This window comes from Ralstonia flaminis, assembly GCF_958415495.1.
Lineage (GTDB): Bacteria > Pseudomonadota > Gammaproteobacteria > Burkholderiales > Burkholderiaceae > Ralstonia > Ralstonia flaminis.
On record NZ_CATZLL010000003.1, the window covers coordinates 148,579 to 173,773 of the forward strand.

General features: G+C 65.2%; 23 protein-coding genes. 8 read left to right on the forward strand and 15 right to left on the reverse strand.

Annotated elements, in window-relative coordinates:
* Positions 1–37 precede the first annotated feature (37 nt).
* From R2N11_RS05470 to R2N11_RS05480, 3 genes are all read right to left on the reverse strand, one after another.
* Entirely contained in the window at positions 38–1,594 is a 1,557-nt protein-coding gene (locus tag R2N11_RS05470) for an ABC transporter permease/substrate-binding protein (RefSeq protein WP_316680426.1), read from the reverse strand.
* Positions 1,576–2,778 carry an HD-GYP domain-containing protein gene (locus R2N11_RS05475; RefSeq protein ID WP_199028381.1) on the reverse strand — a complete coding sequence of 401 codons (1,203 nt, stop codon included), beginning with the start codon at positions 2,776–2,778 and terminating at the stop codon, positions 1,576–1,578. The genes R2N11_RS05470 and R2N11_RS05475 overlap by 19 nt, the downstream gene beginning before the upstream one ends.
* 353 nt (positions 2,779–3,131) lie before the next feature.
* Positions 3,132–3,404 (reverse strand): hypothetical protein, encoded by a 273-nt coding sequence (locus R2N11_RS05480; protein ID WP_021195810.1) that lies wholly within the window; start codon positions 3,402–3,404, stop codon positions 3,132–3,134.
* 410 nt (positions 3,405–3,814) lie between these two features.
* Between R2N11_RS05480 and R2N11_RS05485 the strand changes: the two genes are divergently transcribed.
* Both R2N11_RS05485 and tet read left to right on the forward strand, forming a co-directional pair.
* Entirely contained in the window at positions 3,815–4,621 is an 807-nt protein-coding gene (locus R2N11_RS05485) for a hypothetical protein (protein WP_199028377.1), read from the forward strand.
* A gap of 145 nt (positions 4,622–4,766) precedes the next feature.
* Positions 4,767–5,948 (forward strand): Tet(A)/Tet(B)/Tet(C) family tetracycline efflux MFS transporter, encoded by a 1,182-nt coding sequence (gene tet / locus R2N11_RS05490; RefSeq protein ID WP_199028376.1) that lies wholly within the window; start codon positions 4,767–4,769, stop codon positions 5,946–5,948.
* 25 nt (positions 5,949–5,973) lie between these two features.
* Here tet and R2N11_RS05495 read toward each other — a convergent pair whose 3' ends face one another.
* Positions 5,974–6,789, reverse strand: coding sequence for a transporter substrate-binding domain-containing protein (locus R2N11_RS05495; protein ID WP_316680427.1), 816 nt, complete (start codon positions 6,787–6,789; stop codon positions 5,974–5,976).
* Positions 6,790–6,864: 75 nt separating this feature from the next.
* A complete protein-coding gene (locus R2N11_RS05500; protein ID WP_199028372.1) occupies positions 6,865–8,292 on the reverse strand; it encodes a M20 family metallopeptidase in 1,428 nt (475 codons plus the stop codon).
* 201 nt (positions 8,293–8,493) lie between these two features.
* On the opposite strand from R2N11_RS05500, the gene R2N11_RS05505 reads away from it, so the two are divergent.
* A complete protein-coding gene (locus tag R2N11_RS05505) occupies positions 8,494–8,766 on the forward strand; it encodes a hypothetical protein (RefSeq protein WP_199028370.1) in 273 nt (90 codons plus the stop codon).
* Positions 8,767–8,803: 37 nt separating this feature from the next.
* Here R2N11_RS05505 and R2N11_RS05510 read toward each other — a convergent pair whose 3' ends face one another.
* The 5 genes from R2N11_RS05510 to R2N11_RS05530 all read right to left on the reverse strand — a co-directional run bounded on the left by R2N11_RS05510 (position 8,804) and on the right by R2N11_RS05530 (position 14,170).
* Positions 8,804–10,132: a HipA N-terminal domain-containing protein gene (locus R2N11_RS05510; RefSeq protein ID WP_316680428.1), complete on the reverse strand. Its 1,329-nt coding sequence runs from the start codon at positions 10,130–10,132 to the stop codon at positions 8,804–8,806.
* Between the two features lie 362 nt (positions 10,133–10,494).
* On the reverse strand, positions 10,495–11,019 hold the full coding sequence (locus tag R2N11_RS05515) for a cytochrome b (RefSeq protein ID WP_199028366.1): 525 nt from the start codon (positions 11,017–11,019) through the stop codon (positions 10,495–10,497).
* Positions 11,020–11,123: 104 nt separating this feature from the next.
* A complete protein-coding gene (locus R2N11_RS05520; RefSeq protein ID WP_316680429.1) occupies positions 11,124–12,041 on the reverse strand; it encodes a DMT family transporter in 918 nt (305 codons plus the stop codon).
* Positions 12,042–12,116: 75 nt separating this feature from the next.
* Positions 12,117–12,665 (reverse strand): methylated-DNA--[protein]-cysteine S-methyltransferase, encoded by a 549-nt coding sequence (locus R2N11_RS05525; protein WP_316680430.1) that lies wholly within the window; start codon positions 12,663–12,665, stop codon positions 12,117–12,119.
* A gap of 5 nt (positions 12,666–12,670) precedes the next feature.
* Entirely contained in the window at positions 12,671–14,170 is a 1,500-nt protein-coding gene (locus R2N11_RS05530; RefSeq protein ID WP_316680431.1) for a DNA-3-methyladenine glycosylase 2 family protein, read from the reverse strand.
* Positions 14,171–14,307: 137 nt separating this feature from the next.
* On the opposite strand from R2N11_RS05530, the gene R2N11_RS05535 reads away from it, so the two are divergent.
* On the forward strand, positions 14,308–15,054 hold the full coding sequence (locus R2N11_RS05535) for an SDR family oxidoreductase (protein ID WP_316680432.1): 747 nt from the start codon (positions 14,308–14,310) through the stop codon (positions 15,052–15,054).
* 197 nt (positions 15,055–15,251) lie between these two features.
* Positions 15,252–17,372 carry a hypothetical protein gene (locus tag R2N11_RS05540; protein WP_316680433.1) on the forward strand — a complete coding sequence of 707 codons (2,121 nt, stop codon included), beginning with the start codon at positions 15,252–15,254 and terminating at the stop codon, positions 17,370–17,372.
* 133 nt (positions 17,373–17,505) lie between these two features.
* Here the strand turns inward: R2N11_RS05540 and ypfJ are convergent, their stop codons facing one another.
* Positions 17,506–18,393, reverse strand: a complete 888-nt coding sequence (ypfJ, locus tag R2N11_RS05545) for a KPN_02809 family neutral zinc metallopeptidase (protein WP_316680434.1) — start codon at positions 18,391–18,393, stop codon at positions 17,506–17,508.
* A gap of 313 nt (positions 18,394–18,706) precedes the next feature.
* Here ypfJ and R2N11_RS05550 point away from each other — a divergent pair, with 313 nt between their 5' ends.
* Positions 18,707–19,276 carry a hypothetical protein gene (locus tag R2N11_RS05550; protein WP_316680435.1) on the forward strand — a complete coding sequence of 190 codons (570 nt, stop codon included), beginning with the start codon at positions 18,707–18,709 and terminating at the stop codon, positions 19,274–19,276.
* A 21-nt stretch (positions 19,277–19,297) separates the two neighbouring features.
* On the opposite strand, the gene dapA is transcribed toward R2N11_RS05550, so the two are convergent.
* The 4 genes from dapA to R2N11_RS05570 all read right to left on the reverse strand — a co-directional run bounded on the left by dapA (position 19,298) and on the right by R2N11_RS05570 (position 23,734).
* Positions 19,298–20,203: a 4-hydroxy-tetrahydrodipicolinate synthase gene (gene dapA, locus R2N11_RS05555; protein ID WP_316680436.1), complete on the reverse strand. Its 906-nt coding sequence runs from the start codon at positions 20,201–20,203 to the stop codon at positions 19,298–19,300.
* An 8-nt stretch (positions 20,204–20,211) separates the two neighbouring features.
* Positions 20,212–20,562 (reverse strand): hypothetical protein, encoded by a 351-nt coding sequence (locus tag R2N11_RS05560; RefSeq protein WP_316680437.1) that lies wholly within the window; start codon positions 20,560–20,562, stop codon positions 20,212–20,214.
* Between the two features lie 126 nt (positions 20,563–20,688).
* Positions 20,689–22,005 carry an MFS transporter gene (locus tag R2N11_RS05565; protein WP_316680438.1) on the reverse strand — a complete coding sequence of 439 codons (1,317 nt, stop codon included), beginning with the start codon at positions 22,003–22,005 and terminating at the stop codon, positions 20,689–20,691.
* A 100-nt stretch (positions 22,006–22,105) separates the two neighbouring features.
* Entirely contained in the window at positions 22,106–23,734 is a 1,629-nt protein-coding gene (locus R2N11_RS05570) for a gamma-glutamyltransferase family protein (RefSeq protein ID WP_316680439.1), read from the reverse strand.
* A 121-nt stretch (positions 23,735–23,855) separates the two neighbouring features.
* Here R2N11_RS05570 and R2N11_RS05575 point away from each other — a divergent pair, with 121 nt between their 5' ends.
* Both R2N11_RS05575 and R2N11_RS05580 read left to right on the forward strand, forming a co-directional pair.
* A complete protein-coding gene (locus R2N11_RS05575) occupies positions 23,856–24,746 on the forward strand; it encodes a LysR family transcriptional regulator (protein ID WP_316680440.1) in 891 nt (296 codons plus the stop codon).
* 28 nt (positions 24,747–24,774) lie between these two features.
* Positions 24,775–25,185, forward strand: coding sequence for a DoxX family protein (locus tag R2N11_RS05580; protein ID WP_316680441.1), 411 nt, complete (start codon positions 24,775–24,777; stop codon positions 25,183–25,185).
* Positions 25,186–25,195 lie beyond the last annotated feature (10 nt).

Sequence of the window (25,195 nt, forward strand, 5' to 3'; positions counted from 1 at the left end):
TCCGCGCATGGTAATGGAACGTCCGCGCTTGCGCTTGCTACCGATTGGGTGTGTTGCCCCCATGCCGGCGCAGCTGCCATTCGATGACCTCGAATACCCCCTGCACGAGCAGCGCCAGGATGGCAGCAGGGATGGCGCCAGCCAGCAGCGTTGCGCTGTCGTTGAGTGCAAGCCCGGTCGCAATGCGTTCACCATAGCCGCCTGCGCCGATGAACGCGGCGATGGTCGCGGTGCCCACGCTGATGACGGCGGCCGTCTTGATGCCGGCCAGGATGACCGGTAGCGCCAGCGGCAGATCCACCACGCGCGTGCGCTGCGCGGGCGTGAAACCGAGTGCCAGTGCTGCATCACGCAGGCCATCGGGCACCTGTTCCAGGCCGACGATGGTGTTGCGCACGATGGGCAGCAGCGCATACAGCGCCAGTGCGATCAGCGCCGGCACCACGCCGATCGACCCGACAATGGGGATCAACATGGCCAGCAGCGCCAGCGATGGAATCGTCTGCAGCACGCCCACCACGGCAAGGATCGGCTGCTTGATCCGCCGCCGTGCGGCAGCCAGACCCAGCGGCACGCCAAGCAATACCGCAACGCCCGTTGAGATGCCGACCAGCATGAGGTGCCGTTGCGTCAATTGCCACAGGCCATCGGTCAGTTGTGCGAAGAACGCCCGGGCCGGCGTGGCGGCCGGCGCATTGTGCTGCCCGGCGAGAAACTGGCGCGCGACCTGCGAGAACGATTGGCCCTCCAGCTCGACCGCTGCGTTCATCGCCACCATGTCGTCTCGCTGGATACGGCCGGTGAGTGCCGAGATGGCCTGCCATTGCGCCGCGTGTTTCTGCGCAACGTCGCTGCGGTAGAGCAGCACCGCGTCGTAGCGCGGGAAGACGTGCGCGGTGTCGTCGAGCACGCGCAGATGCTCGCGGCGGATCTTGGCGTCGGTAGAGTAGATGTCGATCACGTCGATTTGCCTGGCACGCAGCGCGTCATAGGCAACGCCATGGTCGAGGCCGGTTGGATGTTGTGGCAGCGCGTAGTGTGCTGCGATGGCCGGCCAGCCGTCGGTGCGGCCGAGAAATTCGTGCGACAGGCCGAGGCGCAGCGCCGGGTGGGTCGCCAGATCGGCGAGCGTGCGGATGTGCTCGCGTTCGGCATCGGCCTCGCGCATGGCGAGTGCGTAGGTATCTTCAAAACCGAGCGGCACGCCCGCAGCCAGGCCCATGGGGCCAAGCGCACGGTTCACGTCGGCCAGCAGTGCGGTCTGATCTGGGTTGGCAGCTTGTGCCTGCGGCAGGTGGAGGATCTCGGCGGCGATGGTGCCGAGGTAGTCGGGGTAGGCGTCAATGCTGCCGTTCTGGAGCGCCGCGAAGACGATGGCGGTGTTGCCCAGGCCGGGTACGTGTTCGGCGGGGCCGACTTGGCCGGCGGTTTGCGTCAGGATTTCGCCCAGTACGTACGACTCGGTGAAGCGCTTGGAGCCAATGCGCAGCGCAGGCTCTGCAATCGCCGATGTGCTGTACGCCAGCCAGCCCAACGCGAGCCACACGAGGCAACGCCGGAGGGGAAAACTACAGGTCAGTCGCCGTGTATCCAAAGTTCGTTGAGGTCGGTCAGGCCCCAGTCGCTGGGTTCTTCTCGTGAAACGATCTGATCGCCGGTGTGTGCCAGGTCGATGAGCTCGGGCGCAATCCGCGTGCCCGACGATATGGAGAAGAATACCTTGACCGTGGGCGTGAGCAACGCGCCCGGCGTGTGTTGCATGACCACAGCCAGCCTGCCCGAGCGCAATCGCACCAGTGAGCCCACCGGATAGATGCCCACGCTTTTGACGAAGGCGTTGAATACCATCGGGTCAAAATGGTTGCCGCGCCATTCGACCATGCGCTGGATCGCGTAGGCAGCCTCCCATGCCTTCTTGTAGGGGCGGTCGGAGGTGACCGCGTCATACACATCGCAGATGGCGCCCATGCGCGCAAACAACGAGATGCCCTCGCCGGCCAGCTTGTGCGGATAGCCCGTGCCGTCCATGCGCTCGTGGTGGTGCAGGCAGACGTCCAGCGCGATATCGCGCATCTGGGTGTCGCCCACCAGGATGTCGTGCCCGGCCTGTGGATGAACGATTACGGTACGGAACTCATCGGCGGTGAGCGCGCCCGGTTTGTTCAGTACCTCGGGCGGAATGGCGATCTTGCCGATGTCGTGCAGCAGGCCGGCCAGGCCCGCGTCACGGACTTCATCATCGGACAGGCCGAGCTGGCGGCCGAGCGACACCATCAGTGCGCACACGGCCACGGAATGCAGAAACGTATAGCGATCTTTCGTCTTCAGGCGCGCGAGGCTGATCAGCGCGCTCGGGTGGCGGTCGACCGAGCCGGAGATCGCCTCGACCAGGGGCAACGCGTCGCGCGCCTCGATGGTGCGGCCCATGCGGGCGTCGGAGAACATCGCCTTGACGGCAACTTCTGCCTTGCTGATCAGTCGTCCGGCGCGGCGCATCTCCTCCGCGTAGGTGATGGGGCGCGGCATGATGCCGGCGTCCGGCTGTGCGGACGGCGGGCTGGGTGGTGCGGGTGGCGCAGCGTTGGCTGCTGCCACATCGGTGCCGCGCGCGGTATCGATCCAGACTTCTCGGATGCCGCTGGCACGCAGGCGTTGCAACTGGGCGGAATCTTCAACGCGAAAGCGGGCCCGCCAGAACGGGTGGTCCAGCCACGAGCCGACAAATTCCTCCAGATACATTCCCACCCGCAGGTGTTCGATGGCGATGCGCTTGCGCATGTTGGTGTCTAGACAATCGGATGCCTTGGCAGGGCACGTCCTATGCAGCGGGCGCAAGGGGGCGCTGCTGTGCCAATGGTTGCCATTCATCTTATCGGACGTAGCGGGCGCGGCTTGAGGGGGGGAAAGCCCGGTAATACCGGGTGCGACCGCGTGAGGCGAGGCGGTGCGGCGAACACGCCTTGCTATGTATGCGTGGCGCAGCAAAGATGGCGCCACACGCATGCTGTCGCCGGTAACGGCGCGGCAAAAAATAAGGCGGCCGGAAAGGGCCGCCTCAGCAAACCGGCACCGGCGCCGCTTGGGCGCCCGGCATCGGGGAGGGAGATGAATCAGGGGTGATGCAGATGTGCTTACAGACCGTCGGTGAACGGGTCGCGCTTGCCGGCCAGGGCGCCATCGGTGTACGGGTCTGCCTTGCGCAGGGCGCCATCGGTGTACGGATCGGCCTTGCGCAGTGCGCCGTCGGTGTACGGGTCAGCCTTGCGGGCACCATCGGTGTACGGGTCGCCCTTGGTCACGGCTTGGCCGTTGGTGTACGGGTCTTTGCCCTGCACGCCGGCTGCGAAAGCGGGCACAGCAGCAATAGCGATCAGCGAGGCGATAAGCAGGTTCTTGGTCTTCATAATGGACTCCACAACAGGGGGGTGAGCATTGCTACAGGGCAGATTCGCTGCAGTGCAGTAACGCGATGGCATAAGCTTAGTCGTTGCTTGGGCGGGTAAAAAGCAGTTCTCTTAAACTCTTTGTTCAAAAAACACGAACAATTGTGACCCCTCAGGCACCGCAATCTGCACATAAGTCATTGATATGACACATGAATATGAGATGCGGGATAACCCTTACAGCGAACATCTGACGGTGGCATCCAGCAAAAAATTCCGTCCAAGGGTGCGACAGATTGTTGCGTCGCATTACAGACCTGGGGATTCCCCCTCCCTCCAGTAAGGCGGTACGCCACTAAACATTCCACGCGAACGGTCGTTGAAGCAGGTGAGGGGCGACGCTTTCCGCCCCTGCTGCAAGGAAGACCATCATGACCATCACCACTGCGTCCATCGCCCGTTTCGAGATTGACGGCGTTGCCTACCAGGCGAGGCTGTTTGCCATGCCGTTTCACGTGCCGGAAAACGGCCGCGTGCGCGCGCATGCGATCGGGCGCCCGGAGATGCCGTTCAGTGGTGTGCATGTGCTCGCCCGGTGGCTGGAGGCGCGTGTGCTGCCCGAGGGCGTGGGCTTGGTGATGGCCGATCGCCTGTTCTCGCATGGCGCGGTGGAGCAATGGTCTGGCGCCGACGGCGCGCGCGCGGCCAAGGTGCTGTCGCAGGTGGCGTTGGGCAGCAAGAGCAGCCACCGCCTGTGGCGCAACACGGCGGCGGGCGGGTTTCGTGATGAGACCGCGTTCTTCCTGGGCGCTGCCTTCGTACAGACGGATACCGCTGTCGACGACGTCCGCCTGCTGGGCGATCTGATTCCTGCCGCCGAGTGGTCGGGCGTGGCCGATGCTGCGTCCACCATGATGGGCCTGCACCTGTATCGTCCGGACGAGCCCGAAACGCTGGTCGATTGTGCGCTGCTGGCGCCGTCCTGGACGGAAGCCGCGGTGGAACGTGCCGACGGCTATCGCGCGCTCACCCTGCTGCATTCCTTTACTGAAGACGACGAGGACATCCACGTCGACATTGAACTGCTGCCGCCGGGTCAGGTCGTGCTGCAGGTGGAGTCGTGCTCGACGCGCTTTTCTGCGCGCTTCGACCCTGCACTGCTGGGCCGCGACATGACCGATGCGCTGCTGCGCGACGCACTCGCCCTGCAGCACGGCCTCCCCGCCAACCTGCACTGACCTGAGCGGACGCTGAACCCGCCGGCAAGCTTGCGCTTGCCTTGCGCACCCGCCGTACCCGCTGCACAGCGCCACCGCTTGGGCGCATCATCGCGACTTTCTTTCCTCATGCGCCGCCGCCCGCCTGGGCCTGCGGCGTGTTCGCATGCCTGCCTTTGCCGTCATTCTTTCCACGTTGGCGCTCGATGCCATGGGCGTCGGGCTCATCATGCCCATCCTGCCGAGCCTGCTGCGCGAGCTCGATCACACCGGTGACATCGCATTCGAATTCGGCCTGCTGATCGCCGCCTATGCGGCCATGCAGTTCCTGTTCGCGCCGATCCTGGGGGCGCTGGCGGATCGGTTCGGGCGCCGGCCGGTGCTGCTGGTGTCGCTGGCAGGCGCGGCAATCGACTATCTGGTGATGGCGCTGTCGCCGCATGCGTGGGTGCTGTACCTGGGGCGTGTGGTGGCGGGCATCACGGGGGCCAACTACGCCGTGGGCACGGCCTATATCGCCGACATCACCGCACCGGCGGACCGCGCACGCCGTTATGGGCTGATGAATGCGTGCTTTGGTCTGGGCTTCATCGCCGGGCCGGCACTGGGCGGCCTGCTGGGTGACTGGTGGCTGCGCGCGCCGTTTCTGCTGGCGGCGGTGCTCAACGGCGTCAATTTCCTGATCGCATGCGTGGCGCTGCCGGAATCGCGCCGTACCGAGCGCGCGCCGTTTGCCTGGCGCACGTTGTTGCCGGTGCAGTCTCTGCGGCGCATGGCGCGCGTGCCGACGCTGCTGCCTTTCCTGATCGTGCTGGCCATCATCGAGATCGTCGGGCAGATTCCGCAGACGCTATGGGTGATCCACGGTGAAGCGCGCTTCGGCTGGGACACGCGTGCGGCCGGCCTGTCACTGGCCGCCTACGGATTGATGCATGCGCTGTCGCAGGCGTTCTTGACCGGGCCGATTGCACGCGCCGTGGGTGAGCGCCGCGCCGTAGTGTTGAGCGTGATGATGGACATGGCCGGCTTTGCAGCAATGGCGTGGATCAGCGCCGGCTGGATGGTCTACCCGACCATGGTGCTGCTGTGTATGGCCGAGATCGGCATGCCCGCCATGCAGGCGATGTTGTCGCGCCAGGTGAGTGAGCACGAGCAGGGCGAACTGCAGGGCGCGTTAGCCAGCATGGCCAGCGTCGCCGCCATGATCGGGCCGCTGGCAGCAACCGCAGTCTATGCGGCCACCGCGCAGTTCTGGTCTGGCACGGTCTGGCTGATGGGCGCTGTGCTCAATGGCGTCTGCCTCATCGTGCTGATGCAGCGTGCGGCCCGGCGTGCGGTTGAGGCGTAGCGCGCCGGAGCCGGCGGGACTTGGCTTACTTGGCGACCGGCGCGTTCCACGGGTAGGCCAGCCACGCATCAAAGCGCTTGGCAAACTCTCCGCTTTCCATGGTCTGCCGCAGCCATTGGTCGACGAAGTTCTTGAACACCACGTCGCGCGGCAGCAGGTAGGCCTTCTCCGAGAAATCAAACGGCGCCTCTGGGTGCACGGCGCACAGTTCCGGGTGTAGCTTCTGCTGCAGCTTGGTTTCCACCGCGTCGGTCATCATCAGGTCCGCACGGCCGGCAACGATCTCGTTGAAGATCGTCACGTTGTCCGGATACACGCGGATCTGCGCCTGCTTCAGATTCGCGCGCGCGAACTTCTCGTTGGTACCGCCCGGGTTGACGATGGCGCGCACGTTCGGCTGGTCGATCTGCGCCAGCGTTTGGAACTTGGCCTGGTTCTCGCAGCGCGTGATCGGCGTCTTGCCGTCGCGCTGATACGGGATCGAGTAGAACGCTTTCTTCTGACGATCCAGCGTCACCGACACGCCGCTCATGGCGATGTCGTAGCGGTCCGCCGCAAAGTCCTGCATCAGGGTCGACCACGTGGTTGGTACCACCTCCAGCTTCACGCCGAGCGCGCGGGCCAGGCGCTCGCCCATCTCCACGTCCAGGCCGATGAAGTGGCCGTCGGCGGGGTTCTTGTAGCTGAAGGGCTTGTAGTCGCCGGTGGTGCCCACGCGCAACGTACCGCGGGCGATGATCTCGTCGAGGCGGTTGGCGGCTTGCGTGGTTTGGGCCAGGGCAGGCACAGCCAAGGCGGCGCACAGCACGAATGCGCTGGTGCGGATGAAGCGGTTAAGCATGAAAGTCCCCATCTGAAAGACAAGCAAAAAGGCGCGGCCGCCGTGGCGCCGCGCCTTGCGTTGGCGATTCGCCGATTATTGTCCGGCCGCGGGTCCGGTGGTCTTGTTCCACTGCAATGCATTGAGCACCGCCAGCGACATCGCCGTCACGCCCGTCTTGATGGAAGGCTCCGGCACCGGCGCAAACAGCGGCGAGTGGTTGGTCGGCAGCGGCTTGGCACCCGGCTTGAGCGAGGCAAAGAAGGTTTGCGGATCATTCACGCCGATGAAGAAAAACATCGACGGAATGCCCGCGTCAACAAATGCCGAGAAATCTTCGCTGGCCGTGATCGGCGGCACGCGCAGCACGCGGTCGTTACCGAAGGCGGTCTTGAACATCGCCTCGGTGCGTGCCACCACGGTCGGGTCGTTGTTGACGGCCTTGCCACCCTCCGTGATCTTGATCTCGGCGTCCGGCGCACCCGACATCTCGGTGACCGCCTTGGCCGTGCGGCGGATGCCGTCGAGCATCTTCTGGCGTACCGCCGGCTTGTACGAGCGGATCGTGCCTCGCAGCAGCACGCTGTCGGGGATGATGTTCTCCGCGCTGCCGCCCTGGATGGCGCCGATGCTCACCACGCCAAACTCTTGCGGGTCTTTCTCACGGCTGATCACGCTTTGCAAGTCCACCACGAAGCGCGCTGCCATCATCACCGGGTCGATGGTCTTGTCAGGCGCGGAGCCGTGGCCGCCGCGGCCTTTGAAGGTGATCTCCAGCCCATCGGAGTTGGACGTGATCGGGCCGCTGTTGAAGACGATCGAACCGTACGGCCCCGGGCCGGTGTGCAGCGCAAACGCATAGTCCGGTTTCGGGAAGCGCTTGAAGAAGCCATCGTCGATCATGCTTTGCGCGCCCGACACGGTCTCTTCGGCCGGTTGCGCCACGAATACCAGCGTGCCGTGCCAGCGGTCCTTGAGCGACACCAGCGTCTTGGCTGTGCCCACCCACGATGCCATGTGGAGGTCGTGCCCGCAGCTATGCGCCACACCCACGTCTTCGCCGCGCCATTTGGTGTGCACGTGGCTGGCGTAGGGCAAGCCGGTCTTCTCTTCCATCGGCAGCGCGTCGAGCTCGGTGCGCACCAGGATCGTCGGCCCCGGGCCATTGCGATACACCGCCACCACGCCGGTTTTGCCCACGTGCTCCGTCACGTCAAAACCGATCTTGCGCATCTCTTCGGCCAGCTTGGCGGCCGTGCGCGTTTCCTGGAAGGCCAGTTCCGGATGTGCGTGGATGTCTTTGTAGAGCGAGTCGAGCTGGCCGTATTCGGCATTGACCGCGGCGTCTACCGCCGGCTTGATCTGCGCCACGTCGATTCCGCCACCTGCAGCAACCGACGCCTGTGCCGGCGCAGATGCACTGCCGGCGGGGCTGAACGGAATCTGCGCAAAGGCTGGCAGTACGGTCCCGGCCATCAACCAGGCGAGGGCTGTCCGTCTCAGGCGCTTCTGGCGGTGGGTCATGGGCATCTCCTTGTTGGCATGTCGTAGTGGGCAAAGTCGTTGCTTCGTCAATCGATTCGATTATGCAGGGGGATGCCGCTGTGCGCACCCGGGGTATCCCCAAGTCGACGGCAACGTGCCTGTGTGGGTCATCACGCTTGGCACTCGATAGGCGTTTTCCTAGACTGGGTTGGGTGTGCCGTTCCAGAGATCGAAACGCGGATGAATCCGACGTCCTGTCTACAGCTTGCGTTTCGCGATGCCCCGCCCGGTGAAACGGCGATTCGTGCGGCATTGGAAGCCGCGCAGCGGGTGCTTGAGCGCAGCGGCGTGTCGCCGCGCGACGCCTACGAAGCCTATCAAGCCTTTGCCACCGGGGCTGGCAGCCCCGATGTGCTGGCGCTGACCTTTGCCCGTGCTGAAGCCGAGGCGATGGACACGCTGGCCGCACACGGCTACGCCCGTTACGGCACGATCAGCCTTGCCGTTCTATAGCCCGTTCGATCGCCTGTTGGCCGATTTCGGCCCCGCGTCAGATTTCAGCTGTTTTTCCACCCAGCCGCCGGGCCGTTTCCGATACGTGACGATGGATGCGTGCGAGGAAATCGATCTCTGCGGCGCGCGTGGGCGAATGCCCCAGTGCTTGCGACAAATGTGTCGCCACGAACGACGATTGTGGCGCCAGCATGCTGATCAGGCGCAGGAGTTCACGCCGGGCCTGGGCCGCGTCGTAGCCGAGGTGATCGGCCAGGGCCAGCAGGGCATCCTGATCGATGGCGTCGTAGCGGGCTTGCGCATCGGGGGTGCGTTCGCCGTCGAGCGACAGCGCATCGGCATCCCACTCGTTGGCGTAGACGGCGGCGCAGAACAGGTGATCGTGTGCGGCCAGGCGGACGCCATCCGGGCCGATATGAAAATGCAGCGTGCCGGCAGAGGCGTTGCGCCCGCCGATCAGCAGGCAGAACACCATCCAGCGGAACAGAGATGCCGTGGCGGCTGTCGGGTCGGCGCACATGCGTGCGCATTGCGCGACCTGCTCAACGGTGATCGGCAGGAAGCGATGCTCGGGTGAGAGCCCGAGCAACTGCACAGCGGACACGACATAGCGGGCTTGCACGAGCGCGGTGTCGTCGCTCTTGCAGCGCAGGGTGCGATCCAGGCGCTGCACGACGGCGGCGGTTTCCGGAAACTGCCGCAGGCCGAGGAAGGGCGTTTCCAGCCCGATGCTGCGGCCGAGCAGCGTGGCCCAGCAGTGGTTGATGGTGGCGTAGGGCAGGTTGCTGCCTTCGCCCAGATCCAATCGCACAAAATGGCTGGATTGCGCAGCGTTGGCTGGCGCGGCAAAGCGGCCCAGCCACATCGACACCGGCAAGCCATTGGAGGCCAGGAAGGGCAGGCTGATCTCGCTGGATTCCGGCGCCGCACTCACGCCGTAGTGCGCGCGCGGTTCGGCCACACGCAGCGGTGTGGGCTGGCGTGGGCGCCCAACGCTTTGCTGAAACTGCAGGACCAGATCGCGCTCGGACAGGCCATCTGCGCGGCCGTTGCACGGCTTGAGGCCGGTGGGCACCAGCGATAGCGGGCCATCCAGATGCGGTGCAGCCTGTGCGAGATGCTCCAGCGCGGCCGCCGCGGCCTTGGGGGCAACGCGTGCCGACTCAGGTAGCAGATATTCAAAGAAGTGACGTACCGGCTGCGCCTTCGCCGTATCGGCAATGTTGCCTGCGGCGCGCGGCAGATGCGGGCTCAGGTCAAAACCCTGCGAGGAGGTCCGCCACCGCGAATCGTATTCGAACGCCCAACCGCTGCGGTCGCACGACAGTTGACCGATCAGATGCTTGTTCAGGTAGACGTCCAGCATGCGCGTATCCAACGTATTTGACTGGAGCGTGCGCGGTTGGCCGCGTAGCGGAGGATCCGCCAGCCACCGGGAATTGCCATGCGCAAATGCGATTGCGCGATTCCCTTGCACGCCCCTCTTCGACCGAGGCCCGAGCATAGCAAAGAAAATCTACGTAACAATCGGAAAAACCCGATTTCGGTGATGCAGTTTTCTGAAATCGGATTATCGAATGGTTAAGATCGATTGCGCAAAATTAGATGTTTATGGCGTCTATCTCAGTTTTTAGAATTTTTAAGTTCTGGCTGTAGAACCTTTGCTGAGGCCATGGAAGAAGTTTCTATGACGACTGGATGGCAAGGTATTTGTTGCAAAGCGAGGATTTATCGCATTCGTGTCAGCAATTTGTCGCGGTGCACGAATTGGTGCCAAAGCGCCCCCACAATGTGAAGGCCAACGATGAAATACACCGCATTGCCGACAAACTCATGTGCCGATTTAAGTGTCGACTTCAAATCGGGGTTTTCTGCCACAAATCGGGGTAGCGTCCACGTGAGGAAGGTGACGTCCTTGCCGGCGGCCTGCACGAACAGGATGCCGCTGATGGGCATGGCAAACATGATGGCGTACAGCACCCAGTGCACCAGTTTGGCGCTGGCGATCTGCCAGGCTGCGCCGATGTTTGCCGGCGCGGTGTAACGCCAGCGCGCCCAGACGCGTACGCAGGCGAAGAGCAGGATGCACTGTCCCAGCATCATGTGGATGGAGGTGAACAGTGCGCGACCGGCGGAGCCCTTGGGCAGCGTGCCCTTGTATTCGATGGCCGCCAGCGCACCCGCAAACAGCAGGAACATCAGCCAATGCAGGACGACGGAAGGGCGGGCGTAGCGCTCTGGGGAAGGGGGCATGGTGACGTCTTCTCTAGTGAGGAAACGTCACCCTAACGCACGCGCCGGTCAAGCAGATTGATCTCGCCCGGCCTGGCGGGCGAGATTTCACAAAAAGAACATCATCAGCGGCCCGAACGCGAAAGCGAATCCTTCTCGTTGGCAGTACTCACCTTTTTGCCCGGCGCCAGCACGCCGGTCGACAGCGACGTGCCAAGCAGGATCACCGCGCAGCCCAACACCATGTTGAGCGTGAGTTGTTCGCCAAGGAACAGGATGCCCCACAGCACGCCAAACACCGGGATCAGGAAGGTGACCGATACCGCGCGCGTCGGCCCCACGTGGGCCACCAGGCGGAAGAACAGGATGTAGGCGATGCCTGTGCAGGCAATGCCCAAGGCAATCACGTGCAGCCACACGCTGCCGGTGGGCGTATGCGCGGGCCATAGCCACACCGCCAGTGGTGCCAGCACGATGGTTGCCGCCAATTGGCTGCCGGTGGCGACAGCCAGCGGGGGCACACCGGTCAGGAAGCGCTTGGTGTAGCTGCTGGCCACGCCATACAGCACCGTGGCTGAGAGCGCCGCTGCCACCGCCACGCCGCCCTGCGTAGCATCGATGGCGGACGACCCACCCACCAGCACGATCACGCCGACAAAGCCAATGGCCAGCCCCAGCACACGCAGCGACGAGATGCGCTCGCCCAGCCACGCAAACGCAACGATGGCTGCGAACAGCGGCGCTGCGGCGTTCAGTACCGACGTGAAGCCGGCCGTGAGCGTCAGCTCAGCATAGGCGAACAGGCAGAACGGAATGGCCGAGTTCAGTACCCCAACGGCCAGCAGATGCGGCCAGTGCGCACGCAGCGCACCCATGCCTCCGCGCCAGGTCAGCACTGGCACCAGGAAGCACGAGGCGATGGCCACGCGCAGCGCGATCAGCGCAACCGGTCCGAACTGCGGCGCAGCAACACGCATGAATAGGAAGGAGCCGCCCCAGAGGGCAGCAAGCGTCAGGAGTTCCAGCACATCGGAGCGGCGCATGGGGTTGTCTCGTTATCGTTGTCGGGTGAGTGAAATCGGGAGGGGGCGGACGCCATTGTCCGCGCTTCAATCGTTTTACGCTGATACCAGATCCAGCGTGCCCTGGCGGTTGTCGTCAAGCATCGGCAGCCGTTCACCCACCTGCGCGGGGTGGCCTTCGAGCCGCAGCAGCGCGGCCTTGCGCGGCAGGCCGCCGGCATACCCGGTGAGGGCGCCGGCGGCACCCACTACGCGGTGGCAGGGGATGGCGATCGAGATTGGGTTGCGCCCCACCGCCGTGCCAACGGCACGTGCGTGCTCGCGCGTGAGGCCCAGGTGCGCGGTGATCTGGCCATAAGTGCTGCGCTGGCCGAAGCCAATCTCGCACAGCAGGCGCCAGACATCCTGCTGGAACGAGGTGCCCGCAGGTGCCATCGGCAGATCGAAGACGTGCAGCTTGCCGGCAAAGTACGCCTCGAACTGCGCCTGCGCTTCACAGATGATCGATAAGTCAGCGCCCGGTGCCATGCGCGCGGCGTTCACGGGAATCGTCTTCTGGCCGGTGAAGAACGCGCCGGTCAGATGCGTGCATGTGGCAGTCAACAGCAGATCGCCCAGTGGGCAGGGGAAGGTGTGGCGGTACATGGCGGTCAGCTCGTCACGGCAACGGGTGCGTCGGCTGGCTCGGGGTGGAGCGCATCGTCGCGGTGCCAGAGATGCATGGCGGCGTAAGCGCGCCACGGGGCCCACGGTTCGGCGCGCTCGATCATGGCGCGGCGCGTGGGTAAGGCGCCATCGCCGTTGGCCAGGCGCTTGCGCAGCACGTAGTCGCCCAGCGGAAACGCGTTGGGCCAGCCGAGCGCACGCATGGCGACGTACTGCGCGGTCCATTCGCCGATACCGGGCAACGCCTGCAGTGCGGCCAGCGTGGGGGCGAGCGGCACCAGCGGCTCCAGCCGCAACTGGCTGCTATCGATGGCGCGGGCAAGTTCAACCACCGCAGCGGCGCGGCTGGCCTGCAGGCCGGTTTCGACAGACAGCGCGTGCGGGTCGACCCGTGCCAGCGTGGCAGCGGATGGAAATGTCATCGAGAGACTCTCGCGCGGTTGCGCCAACGCGGTGCCATGCGCAGCCGTCATGCGTGCCAGGATGCGCCGCGCCTGCGCCAGTGAAATCACCTGCCCCGCGATGGCGCGCACCGCAATCTCGAAGCCGTCCACTGCACCGGGCACGCGCAGGCCCGGCATGTCGTCCGCCAGCGCGCCAAGATGCGCGTCCACCATGTCAGGCCGGCAATCCAGATCGAACAGGCGCCGTGCGCGGGCCAGCACGGGTGGCATGGCGTGCAGCAGGCTGGCCGACAGGGTGAGTGCGATGGCATGGCGTTGCGGCACGTTGCGCGCATGCAGCCAGCCGGTATGCCGTGCACCGGCATAGTCGACGGTGATCGTGCGTGCGTAGCTGTCGGCATCGACCACCTCCACGCCATCGACCGCACGGGCGCGCAGGAAGTCGAGCAGTGCATGCCACGCGAACGGTGGACGGTAGCCGAGCATGAGCGTGGGGCCGTCATCCGTGGCCGCTGCAACGGCAGTGCGGGTGCGCAGGCGCGTTGGGGCAAAGCCGTAGTGTTCGGCAAACCCGCTGTTCAGGCGCCGCACGCTGCCAAAGCCCGCTGCAAAGGCTACGTCGCCGACGGGCAGGGTCGTATCCGTCAGCAGTTGCTTGGCGAGCAGCAGGCGCTGCGTTTGCGCATATTCAATGGGGGAGACGTCGAACTCCGCGCGGAAGATGCGTCGCAGATGGCGATCCGTCACGCCCACGGCTGCCGCCAGTGCCGCCAGGTTGTGCTCCTGCAGGAAACCCTCGTCGATCATGCGGGCGGCCGCGCGCGCGAGATTGGACGACATCTCGCCCAGGCTGTGCCCTGGTGCCAGCTCCGGCCTGCAGCGCAGGCACGGGCGAAAGCCCGCGCGCTCGGCCGCGGCGGCTGCGATGAAGAAGCGGCAGTTCTTCTGCTGCGGTGTACGGACTGCACAGATCGGCCGGCAATATACGCCGGTGGAAGTCACGCCCACGAAGAACCAACCGTCAAAGCGCCGGTCGCGCGATTGCACGGCGTGGTAGCAGGCGTCGTGGTCGAGATGCATGGTGGTGGTCGGGGAGTTTGGAGCCTAGTCTAGCCCTGTCGGGTCGCATGTGTTCGCCGGATTCGGACAACTCCCTCTGTGCCTGAAAACCGATCCCCCGGCACAATGCGAACACAACAACACATCGGGAGACCAGCATGTCCAAGACCATCGTCATCACCGGCGGGGGCCGGGGTATCGGCCGCGCCACGGCAGTGTTGTGCGCACAGCGCGGTTGGTCTGTTGCGCTGCAGTACCGCGGCAATCGCGCTGCAGCCGAGGAGACGGTCGGCCTGATCGAACAGGCCGGCGGACACGCGCTGGCGGTGCAGGGCGATGTGTCGAGCGATGAGGATGTGATCGCCTTGTTCGAGGCCGCCGCCGGGCGCTTCGGGCCGCTGCACGGTGTGGTCAACAACGCCGGCATCGTGGCCGAGGCGCAGGACGTGGCCGACATGACCACGCACCGCTTGCGCACGATGTTCGAGACCAATGTGCTGGGCGCCTTTCTGGTGGCGCGTGAGGCGGCGCGACGGTTATCGACGTCGCGCGGTGGCGTAGGCGGTGCGGTGGTGAATGTGTCGTCTGCGGCGTCGCGGCTGGGCTCGCCACACGAGTATGTAGACTACGCGGCGTCCAAGGGCGCGGTCGATACCATGACGCTGGGCCTGGCGCGCGAGCTGGCCCGCGACGGCGTGCGCGTGAACGCCGTACGCCCCGGCCTGATCGAGACCGACATCCACGCTTCGGGCGGACAGCCTGACCGCGCACAGCGGCTGGGCTCCGCCACCCCCATCGGCCGCCCGGGCAAGCCGGAAGAAGTGGCCGAGACCATCGTCTGGCTGCTCTCCGACGCAGCGTCGTACGTGACTGGTGCGCTGCTGGATTGCTCTGGCGGGCGCTGATTCCCAGGCGCGGAATCCCCCCTCCGTTGTCCGTTTGCACCATCCCCAAAATTGGGGATGCGCTGCCCGGCTGGCGTTTCTACGATGACCGGCGTGTCGTTGTGGCTAGGACAGCCATCACGGCATCCGGCATGCGCCGTCAGAGCGCACCCGGCTGAATCCACGGGAAATCGGTAGAACCAACGCACGGGGGTCTCATGCAAACGAACAGCACCGGCCGCGGCCGGCATACGGGCACTGTTGTCTTGACAGCGGCAGCATTGGCAGTGGCGCTCCTGGTCGCTGGCTGTGGTGGATCGGACAGCAGTTCGACCAGCGCCGGCGGCGGCACCACCACACCTGCCTCGGCATCGTTGACCGGCACGGCCGCCACCGGCAGCGCGTTGCCCAACGCCAACGTGGCTGTGACTGACAGCGCCGGCAATTCGCCGTGCGTAGAAACCGCCATCACCACCACCGCGCTGGGCGCGTACACCTGCACGTTGAAGGCGGGCGAGACCGCACCGTTCTTCGTCGTGGTGACCGACCCGACGGGCAACACTGCACCGCTGGTGAGCGTGACCACCGTCACGCCGCCGGCTGGCTCGCCACTCACGCTCAACGCCACGCCGCTGACGACCGCCATCGTTGCGCAGCTCTCACCGGACGGCAATCCGCTGACGGTGGTCAACGCCAAGACAGTGGACGCGACGGCGCTCAAGACGGTGACGGCCAACGTGGTCGCACAGTTGGCGTCCGTGCTCAGCGCCATTGGCGCACCGGCCAACTATGACCCGTTCGGTACCAGCATCTCGGCCGCCACGGCGTCTTCCAGCGGCAATACCGCCGACCAGGTGCTTGATATCGTCAAGGTGTCGAAAGACCCGAGCAGCGGCCAGCTGCAGCTGTCGACGGTCGGTAGCACCACGCCGCCGGTGCCGCTGGCCACGGCCAGTGGCGGTGGTTCCACGCTCCCCGCACCGGCAGCCAATGTTTCGACCCTGACGCAGGGTGTGCAGGCCATGGCGAGCGCATTGACCACCTGTTTCGCGCAGCCCGTCGCGCAGCGCGCGGTGGCCACCGACACCACCGTGCCCGCCACCCAGGGTGGCGCCACCGTGACGTCGTTTGGTGCGGCCTGCCAGAACATCGTGTCGGACACCAGCAACGCGGGCGGCATCGCCTTCCTGCACAACGGCTACAACGGTGGGCAGTGGCTCTACAGCCTGCTGACCAGCAGCACGATGACGGGCGCGCAGTTCAGCGTGCCAGAGATCATGTCGTTCTCTCCGGCAGCGTCCAACGCATCCGGGCTGGATGAAGCGACCGTGAACATCAAGTACCTGGACGCCAACGGCAACCCGGGCAACCTGATCACGATGGCACGCTTCATTACGGCGGGGGCATCGAGCGCGCATGCGTCGAACTGGTGGCTGGTGGGCAATCAGCAGCCGGTAGACATCACGGCCAAGACGGTGATCCGGCGCGTCGAGCAGTTCAACCCAAGCTCCGGAAACTTCAGCCATTTCCGCAACGGGGTCCAGTTCCTGATCAATGCCGCCGGTCCTGGCACCGTCATCAACGGCAAGGGCAATTTGAGCTACGCGATCGTGACGGGTCCAGGGCTGCCGCAGGCGGGTCTGGTCTTCATTCCACCGGTGGTGAGCGGCCAGGCCTACATGGACCTGGCCAACAAGACGGGAACGATTCCCGCCTCCTATCAGTGCGGGAATACATCCACCACCAAAACGCCGACCTACAACTGCCCGAACTTCTGGATCTCCAAGACCACTGGGATCAGCGGTTCAGCGGCCTCTCAACTGGTGAGCGCCAACCCCGGCGGCGTCACCTGGGCGCAGTCTGCAGACAACCTCGACCCAACCGCCGTGACCAAAGGGGTGAAGTACACGATCGCGCTGTTCTACGGCTCGAATACGAACGCGGCAAACCCGGATCTGACTATCAGGAAGACGCTTCTGACGGACCTCGTCGCGGCAACGCAGGGCGTCAATCTGCCGTGGAATACGCCCGGGAGCCAGTCGCTGGCAGCGCTTGATCCAACCAACAGCAGTCTGAACGGTCCCCTGACGTCGTTGACGGTGGATTGGGTGCAGAACGTTTCGGCTCAGCAAATCGGCGGCGTTGCGGTCACCATTGACCCTGCTGGCACAACATACAGCCCGCAGACTGCAGTGCCCAAGGGGGCCACGTCGGCGGTCATCAGTCTGTCGAATGGACAGCAAGTCCCCGCGCTGACGACCAGCACCCCACGTTCGCTGAACTTCAGCTATCGCATGCTGGACAACAGCGCCAAGAGCACGATCTACACGTACAACTAAAGGGGAAGAAGCGGGCGCTACACCAGAACGGTGTCGCGCATCGATCAGTCTCTGTACAGCAACGGATAAGTCGGCAGTTGTACAGATCGTGGGCGTGCCTGTTGCGGGCACGCCCTTTTTTCATGTGCGCCGATCAGGCATCCGCCCCGGCCTTGAACGTGTCGCACTGGCGGATATCGCCGCCATCAAAGCCCTGGCGGAACCAGTGCATGCGCTGTTCCGACGTGCCGTGCGTGAAGGCATCGGGCGTGACGCTGCGGCCGGCGTTGCGTTGCAGGGTGTCGTCGCCGATGGCGTGGGCGGCGGTGAGTGCCTGCTCCAGATCGCCGCGTTCCAGCAGGCCACGCTTCTGCGCGAAATGCCCCCACACGCCGGCCAGGCAGTCGGCTTGCAACTCCAGCTTGACCGACAGCGCATTGGCCACGGCCTGCGACTTGCCTGCCTGCGCACGGCTGACCTTATCGGACACGCCCAGCAGGTTCTGCACGTGGTGGCCCACCTCGTGCGCGACGACGTAGGCCGCCGCAAAGTCGCCCGGCGCGCCAAACTTGCGGCGCAGCTCATCGAAGAAGCCGAGGTCCAGGTAGACCTTGGTATCGGCCGGGCAGTAGAACGGGCCGACGGCAGAGGTGGCGTCGCCGCAACCCGAGCGGATGCCCTGGCGGAACAGCACGAGCTTGGGCGGCTGGTAAGCGCGGCCGGCCTGCTTGAACAGTTGCGACCAGGTGTCTTCGGTATCACCCAGCACATGCGAGACCAACTGCTTGCTGCGGTCGTTGTCGGTCTCGCCGGTGGGGCGGGCGGGTGCATGCTGCGTGCTCTGCGTGGTGGGCGCGTTTTGCGACACCTGCATCACCATGCCCAGGATTTCCAGCGGGTTCTTGCCCATCAGCAGGCCAACCACCGCCACGATGGCGATCCCGCCGATCCCCAGCCGCATGCCGCCACCGCCAAATCCACCACCCGAGGATGCGCGTTCATCCTCAACGTTGTTGCTTTCGCGCATGTCATCCCAACGCACGTCTTTCTCCCTTGATGTGCAGACTCGGGTGTCACACCCGGTAAACTTTGCAAAGTCTACCCGCCTTGCATGCACACGGGCACGCCCTTGGATGGCCAAAACGTCTGTTTCTGGGGCGGGCGCCCGCACTGGCAAGGGTTGGCGGGTGTTTGTCGCAACGCACAACACCCGGCAAGGAACTTGCTATGCAAGGCTGACCGCCGCAACGGAGCCACACGGCAGCGCCATGCTGTCACGTACGTGTCATGCGGCCATTCCCGAATAACGATCGGCAACGTGCGATGTTGCCGACCCACGATCTTGAGTTCTCGCCATGCGTTTGCCCGCTTCCGTGACCACCCAGCCACCCGAACCCGCGGATGCACCGCAGCTGGCTGCCACCTATGTCGACCCTGCCGAGGTGTCTGACGTGCCGCAAGCGCAGCGTGCGCGCAAGCCGTGGTGGACACGTGCTTCACGCGCCATCGTCAACGGTGCATTCACCAATGTGGCGGCTGCGTTCATTGCCGTGACGGGCGCAATCTACGTGGGGATGGTGCACGCGCCGTGGGTGCGCGGTCTGGCTGGGCATACGTCCACCGCCGCGCAGGCCAGTGACGCGATGAGCGTGGCGATGGCGGCGACCCCGGCCAGCGCCGCAACCACGCCGCAAGCTGCGCAGCCTGATCCGGTCGAGGCAGCACGCGACCGCATGGAGCAGCGTGTCTACTCGCAGGTGTCGCCAGCCGCCGCGCACACCGTGGCGGCGACGGAATCTGCCAACGACGTTGACAGCGACGGCCCCGTCGCGAGCACGCCGCGCCGCCACCATCGCGGCACGCGGCACGCCACGTACCGCAGGGCGGCCAGCGCTTGGAACGCGCACTGGTACAAGGGCGCGTAAGCGGCGGCTTGAACGCAGGGATCAGGCCAGCCGCAGTGCGCGGTCGGCCTCGACAGTCTCCAAAGCCTGCAAGGCAGCAACCAGACGGCGCCGTAACGATTCCGTGACCGGCAGGATCGGTGCGCGTGTCTGCTCGCCGATGTGCCCGGCTTCGGCCAACAGCGCCTTGACCGGCGCCGGGTTGGGCTCCGCAAACAGCAGGGTAGCCAGCGGCGCGAGTGCGTGGGCCAGCCGCCTGGCCTCGTCGATGCGGCCTGCGCGGTGGTGTTCGACCAACGCTACAAACAACTCTGGGCGAATATGCGCCCCGGCCAGAATGCCGCCCGCGCCGCCGTGCGCGAGGCAGTCGAGCAGCGCGCTGTCATCTCCGCTCAGCACATCCAGTGGGCCGCCTTGCAGCGCGCCAAAATTGTCGGCCACGCATTCCTTGATGGCGACGATGTTCGCCTGCTCGGCCAGTACCAGCGCGGTATGTGGTGCGATGGACACGCCCGTGCGCTTGGGCACGTTGTAGAGCACCACCGCCCGCGACGTGCTGGCTGCCACCTGCGTGTAGTGCCAGCGCAAGCCCGCCTGCGATGGGCACACGTAGTACGGCGGCGGCACGAGGTAGCCCGCGCTGTTCCAGCGCTCGTAGTGGCGAATCTGCGCACAGACCTCACGCGTGTCGGCCGCGCCCACGCCGATCAGGTAGGGTGTGCCGCCATGCTCTCGCTCGCCACACGCCTCGGCGATCGTCTCCAGCACGGTGTAGCGCTCGATCTGTGAGAGCAGCGCGGCTTCGCCTGTGGTGCCCAGCGCGACGAAGCCTGCCACGCCTGCCGCCTGGTAGTGATGCACCAGGCGGCGCAGTGCGGCGGTGTCGACCCGACTGTCAGGACCATCGTGAAAGGGCGTGACCAGCGGAATCCAGATACCTGAGAACATGACGTGCCTCAGTGCAGCAGGTGGGCATGCCCGCGCTTGAGCGGGGTGATGCGGCCGAGCGTGGCACGTGGCAGGCCGCGCAGCAGCGCGCCCATGACGGCATCCACATCGGCATGCACGAGCTCCAGGTCGACGCTGATGGTGTGACGGCGCGCGTCATGCTGGACGATGTACAGGCCCAGCGCGTCGCCCAGCAGCGCATGCAACTGACGACGGACCGCATGTGGTGCATCGCTCGGTACCGTGACGCGCAAGCACACGTACTGGCGTGCAGGTGCAGCTGCAGGTGTCGCGGCCACACGGGGCGCTGCTGCCGGCGAGGGCGGCAGCAGATGCGGAACGAGCGAAGACAGGAGCATGGATCGGCCCATGATGAAGGGCGACGGCTCGCGTCGCCATGTCGTTGAACATGGCGACACCGTATCGGTTCGCTCGTAAAAAGCGTGAAAAAGGGCAGCGGGGCGGTGTAAAGAAAGAGTAAATGCTCAGGGAGCACGCCCCGCTTTGCGATGGCGCAGCGCGATGATCGTGAGCGAGATGCCGCTCACCACAGCTGCCGTCAGCACGTAGTAGCTCGGCGCCAGCGTATCGCCTGTCGTATGAATCAACCACGTGACGATGAATGGTGCGAACCCGCCAAACAGCGTTACGCCCAGGCTGTAGCCGAGCGAGAGCCCCGTCGAGCGCACGCGCGTGGGGAAGATCTCCGACATCAATGCGGGCATTGGCCCCGAGTACGCCGCCTTGAAGATGCCGGATACGGCCTGCAGCGCCAGCAGTGCGCCGATGGTCGGGTACGCACGCAGCAGCGCAAACATCGGATAGATCAGCAGGATCATCAGCACCGACGTGGTGAGCATGATGCGGATGCGGCCGATGCGATCCGACAGCGCGCCCATGACCGGCGACAGCAGGAACTGCAGCCCGCCGTTGAGCACCACCACGGCGAACGACTGCGCCGCCGGCAGATGCAGTTGCTTGACGGCATATGTCGGCATGTAGAGCTGCAGCACGTACACCGACACGGTGGATTGCGCCACCACGCCCACCGCCAGCAGCAGGTTGCTCCACTGCGCCTTGAACGAGGCCTGCGGGTCGACCGTGGTCTTCTTCTGCTCGGCAACGAACTCGGGCGTCTCGTCGAGATGGCGGCGGATATAGAAACCGACCGGACCGACCAGCAGGCCGAAGATGAACGGCAGGCGCCAGCCCCAGCCCTCCAGGTCCGCCGGCGTGAGCGATGCCGTGAGCAGTGCGCCCAGCCCAGCCGCGAGGATGGTCGCAATGCCCTGGCTGGCGAACTGCCAGCTTGCGTAGTAGCCGCGCCCGCGCGTGCTGTGCTCCACCATGAAGGCCGTCGCACTGCCGAACTCGCCGCCCACCGCAAAGCCCTGCACCAGGCGCGCCAACAGGATGGTGACCGGCGCCACGATGCCGATCTGCTGATAGCTCGGCATGACGGCAATCGCCAGCGTGCCGACGATCATCAACAGGATCGACAGCGTCAGCGCGGCCTTACGCCCCTTCCTGTCCGCATACATGCCGAGCACGATCGCGCCCACCGGCCGCGTGATGAACGACACGCCAAAGCTGCCCACCGCAAACAGCAGCGATACCCACTCGTCATCCGCCGGAAAGAACAGCTTGCCGATGATGGATGCGAAGAACCCGTAGACGAGAAAGTCGTACCACTCCAGCGCATTGCCGATCGACGACGAGATGACGATGCGGCGTGTGTGGGCCGCATCGGTTCTTACAGGACGAGCGGGCGCAGCAGCGCCTGCCGCAGAGGGGGCGGTCATGATGAGGGTTCCTTTGGTGCCGGCCGGGTCGTGTTTTTATGGGAGCTGCAACACGCTGCTTCGGCCCAGCCGACGAAGCAGCGTGCTTGTGTGGCGTTGCCTAGAAGCCCACAGCGTGCCCGTCGCGGCGGCTGTCGCTGGCAGCCACGTAGCCGTGGTCAGCGTCGTCCGACAGGCGCCAGATGAACTGGCCCGAGCCGAAATCCATGTACGGGTCGGCCACCGATTTGAGCTTGTGCCCGCGGGCTTCCAGCGCGGCAACGGTGGTGGCGTTCATGGTGGCCTCCACGTCGAGCGTGAAATCGCGGTTGACCTTCCAGCGCGGCGCATCGCACGCAGCCTGCGGCTGCTGCTTGTAGTCGAGCATGCGCACGAGCGTCTGCAGGTGGCCTTGCGGCTGCATGTCGCCGCCCATCACGCCAAAGCTCATCTGCGGCTTGCCGTCTTTGGTGAGGAAGGCCGGGATGATGGTGTGGAACGGCCGCTTGCCGCCTTCCACCACGTTGGCCGACCGTGCATCCATCGAGAAACCGAAGCCGCGGTTCTGCAGGCTGATGCCCGTGCCCGGCACCACCACGCCCGAGCCGAAGCCCATGTAGTTGGACTGGATGAACGACACCATCATGCCGTTCTCATCGGCGGCTGTCAGGTACACGGTGCCGCCGGCGCGCGGCATGCCGAAGGTCGGCACCTGCGCACGGCCCATGTCGATCAGCTTGGCGCGCGCATCGAGGTACGCATCGTCGAGCATCTGCTCGGGCGTGACTTCCATCGCGCGCGGATCGGCCACGTACTTGTAGAGATCGGCAAACGCCAGCTTCATCGCCTCGATCTGCAGGTGCTGTGAATCGGCGGAATCGACGGGCAGGGCGCCCAGATCAAAGCGGTCGAGAATGCCCAGCGCGATGAGCGCGGCGATACCCTGGCCGTTCGGCGGGATCTCGTGCAGGTCGTAGCCGCGGTAGCGCTTGGTGATCGGCTTGACCCACTCGGGCTGATAGTTGCGCAGGTCTTGCGCGGTCATGGCGCCGCCGCATTCGTGCGCATACGCGGCCATGCGCTCGGCGAGTTCGCCTTCGTAGAAATCGCGGCCGTTGGTCTGGCCGATGCGGCGCAGCGTGGCGGCGGCATTGCCCAGGATGAACTTTTCGCCCACTTCCGGTGCGCGGCCGTGCGGCATGAAAGCCTGTGCGTAGCCCGGCTGGTTCTGCAGATCAGGAATGGCGGCCGCCCACTTGTGCGCGACGATGGGCGAGACGGTGTAGCCGCGCTCGGCAATCTCCGCGGCGGGTTCCAGCACGTCGGCAAACGGCAGCTTGCCAAAGCGCGCATGCAGGGCAGCCCAGGCCGAGATGGCGCCGGGCACCGTCACCGCATCCCAGCCGCGCGTCGGGCGCTTGGGCGTGCCGTTTGCGTCTTCGCCGTACTTGTTGCGGAAGTACTCCAGGTTCCACGCCTGCGGTGCCGTGCCGGAGGCATTCAGGCCGTGCAGTTCTTTACCGTCCCACAGGATGGCAAAGGCATCGCTGCCGAGGCCGCACGAAACGGGTTCCACCACGGTGAGCATGGCCGCCGCAGCAATCGCCGCATCCACCGCGCTGCCGCCCGCGAGCAGCATGCGCAATCCGGCCTGTGCAGCCAGCGGGTGCGAGGTGGAGACAACATTGCGCGCAAACAGCGGAATGCGCACGGTGGGGTAGGGGTTCTGCCAATCGAAGCGGTGGGGCATGGCTCAGAGATGGAGGCGGGTTCAGTGGATCGGATGATTATTTGCGGTGAACGAAATTTAATAAAGCTAAAATTCGTTGGATATTGCTTAAGAAAAACTTGAGATTCGTCCACGCATTACCGTGAGTACCGTCCGCTTTCTCCGCACCTTTGTTGCCGTGGCGCGCCATGGCTCGTTTGCCGCCGCTGCAGAGCGCGTGGCGCTCACGCAGGCTGCCGTCAGCCTGCAGATGCGTGCGCTGGAGGCCGAGTTGCGCCGTGACCTGTTCGACCGCTCCGGGCGCACCGTCACGCTCAACGCGCATGGCCGCGCACTGCTGCCCCAGGCCGAGCACCTGCTGTCGTTGTACGACGCCATGCGCATCGGCGATGAACCGCAGACCGAGTTGGCGGGCGCGGTGGCGATTGGCGCGGTGGTGTCGGTGATGGGCTCGCTGGCACACGCCGTGGCGGGGCTCAAGCAGGCGCACAAGGGGCTCGATGTGAGGCTGATCACGGGCAAATCCGGCGAGCTTGCCGAGCAGGTGGAGGCAGGTGAGCTGGATGGCGCGCTGGTGGTCGAGCACCTGGAGCGCCTGCCCGCCAACCTGGCCTGGCACCCGCTCTATACCGAGCCGCTGGTCGTGGTGGCGGGGCGTCAGACGCGTGGCCGTGCAGAAGAGGTCTTGCGCACGCATCCGTTCCTGCGCTTTGACCGCGCGGTACGCACCGGCGCACTCATCGACCGCGCCCTGCGCAAGACGCACATGGCCGTCAACGAATTCATTGAGGTCAATTCGATCGAGGCGATTGTCGAACTGGTGCGCCAGCAGGTGGGCGTGACGCTGGTGCCGCGCCTGCGCCGCGCGAGCTGGGAGAGTGACCCGGCCTTGCGCGTGCTACCCATGCCGCCGCAAACGCCTGTGCGCACGGTCGGCATGATCGAGCGACGTGAGCACGTGCGGCACGGTGTGATTCAGGCGGTACTCGATGCGCTCGAAACCACACTTGGGGCTGCAGCGCCTAAACTTTAAGCATCACCAACGGGCCCCGGAGGCCGACATGAATGCGTTTGTCGAACGTTGGCGCGACGAGTTGATCCTGCTCGGTCGCGTGCTGATGATGCTGCTGTTCCTGATTTCCGGCTGGGGCAAGCTGACCGGTTTCCAGGGCACAGTCGGGTACATGGGGACGGTGGGCGCACCGATGCCGATGCTCGCCGCCGCCGTCGCGGTCATCATGGAGTTCGGTGTGGGGATCGCGCTGCTGATCGGCTTCTGGGTGCGGCCGCTGGCCTTGCTGATGGCGCTGTTCGTGCTGGGCACCGCGCTCATCGCGCACACCTTCTGGAATGTGGAAGGTGCCATGCAGACTGCCAACATGGTGCAGTTCTACAAGAACCTAAGCATCATGGGCGGCCTGTTCCTGCTGGCTGTGACGGGGCCGGGGAAGTACGCGGTGCAGAAGTCCTAGGGCAACGCTT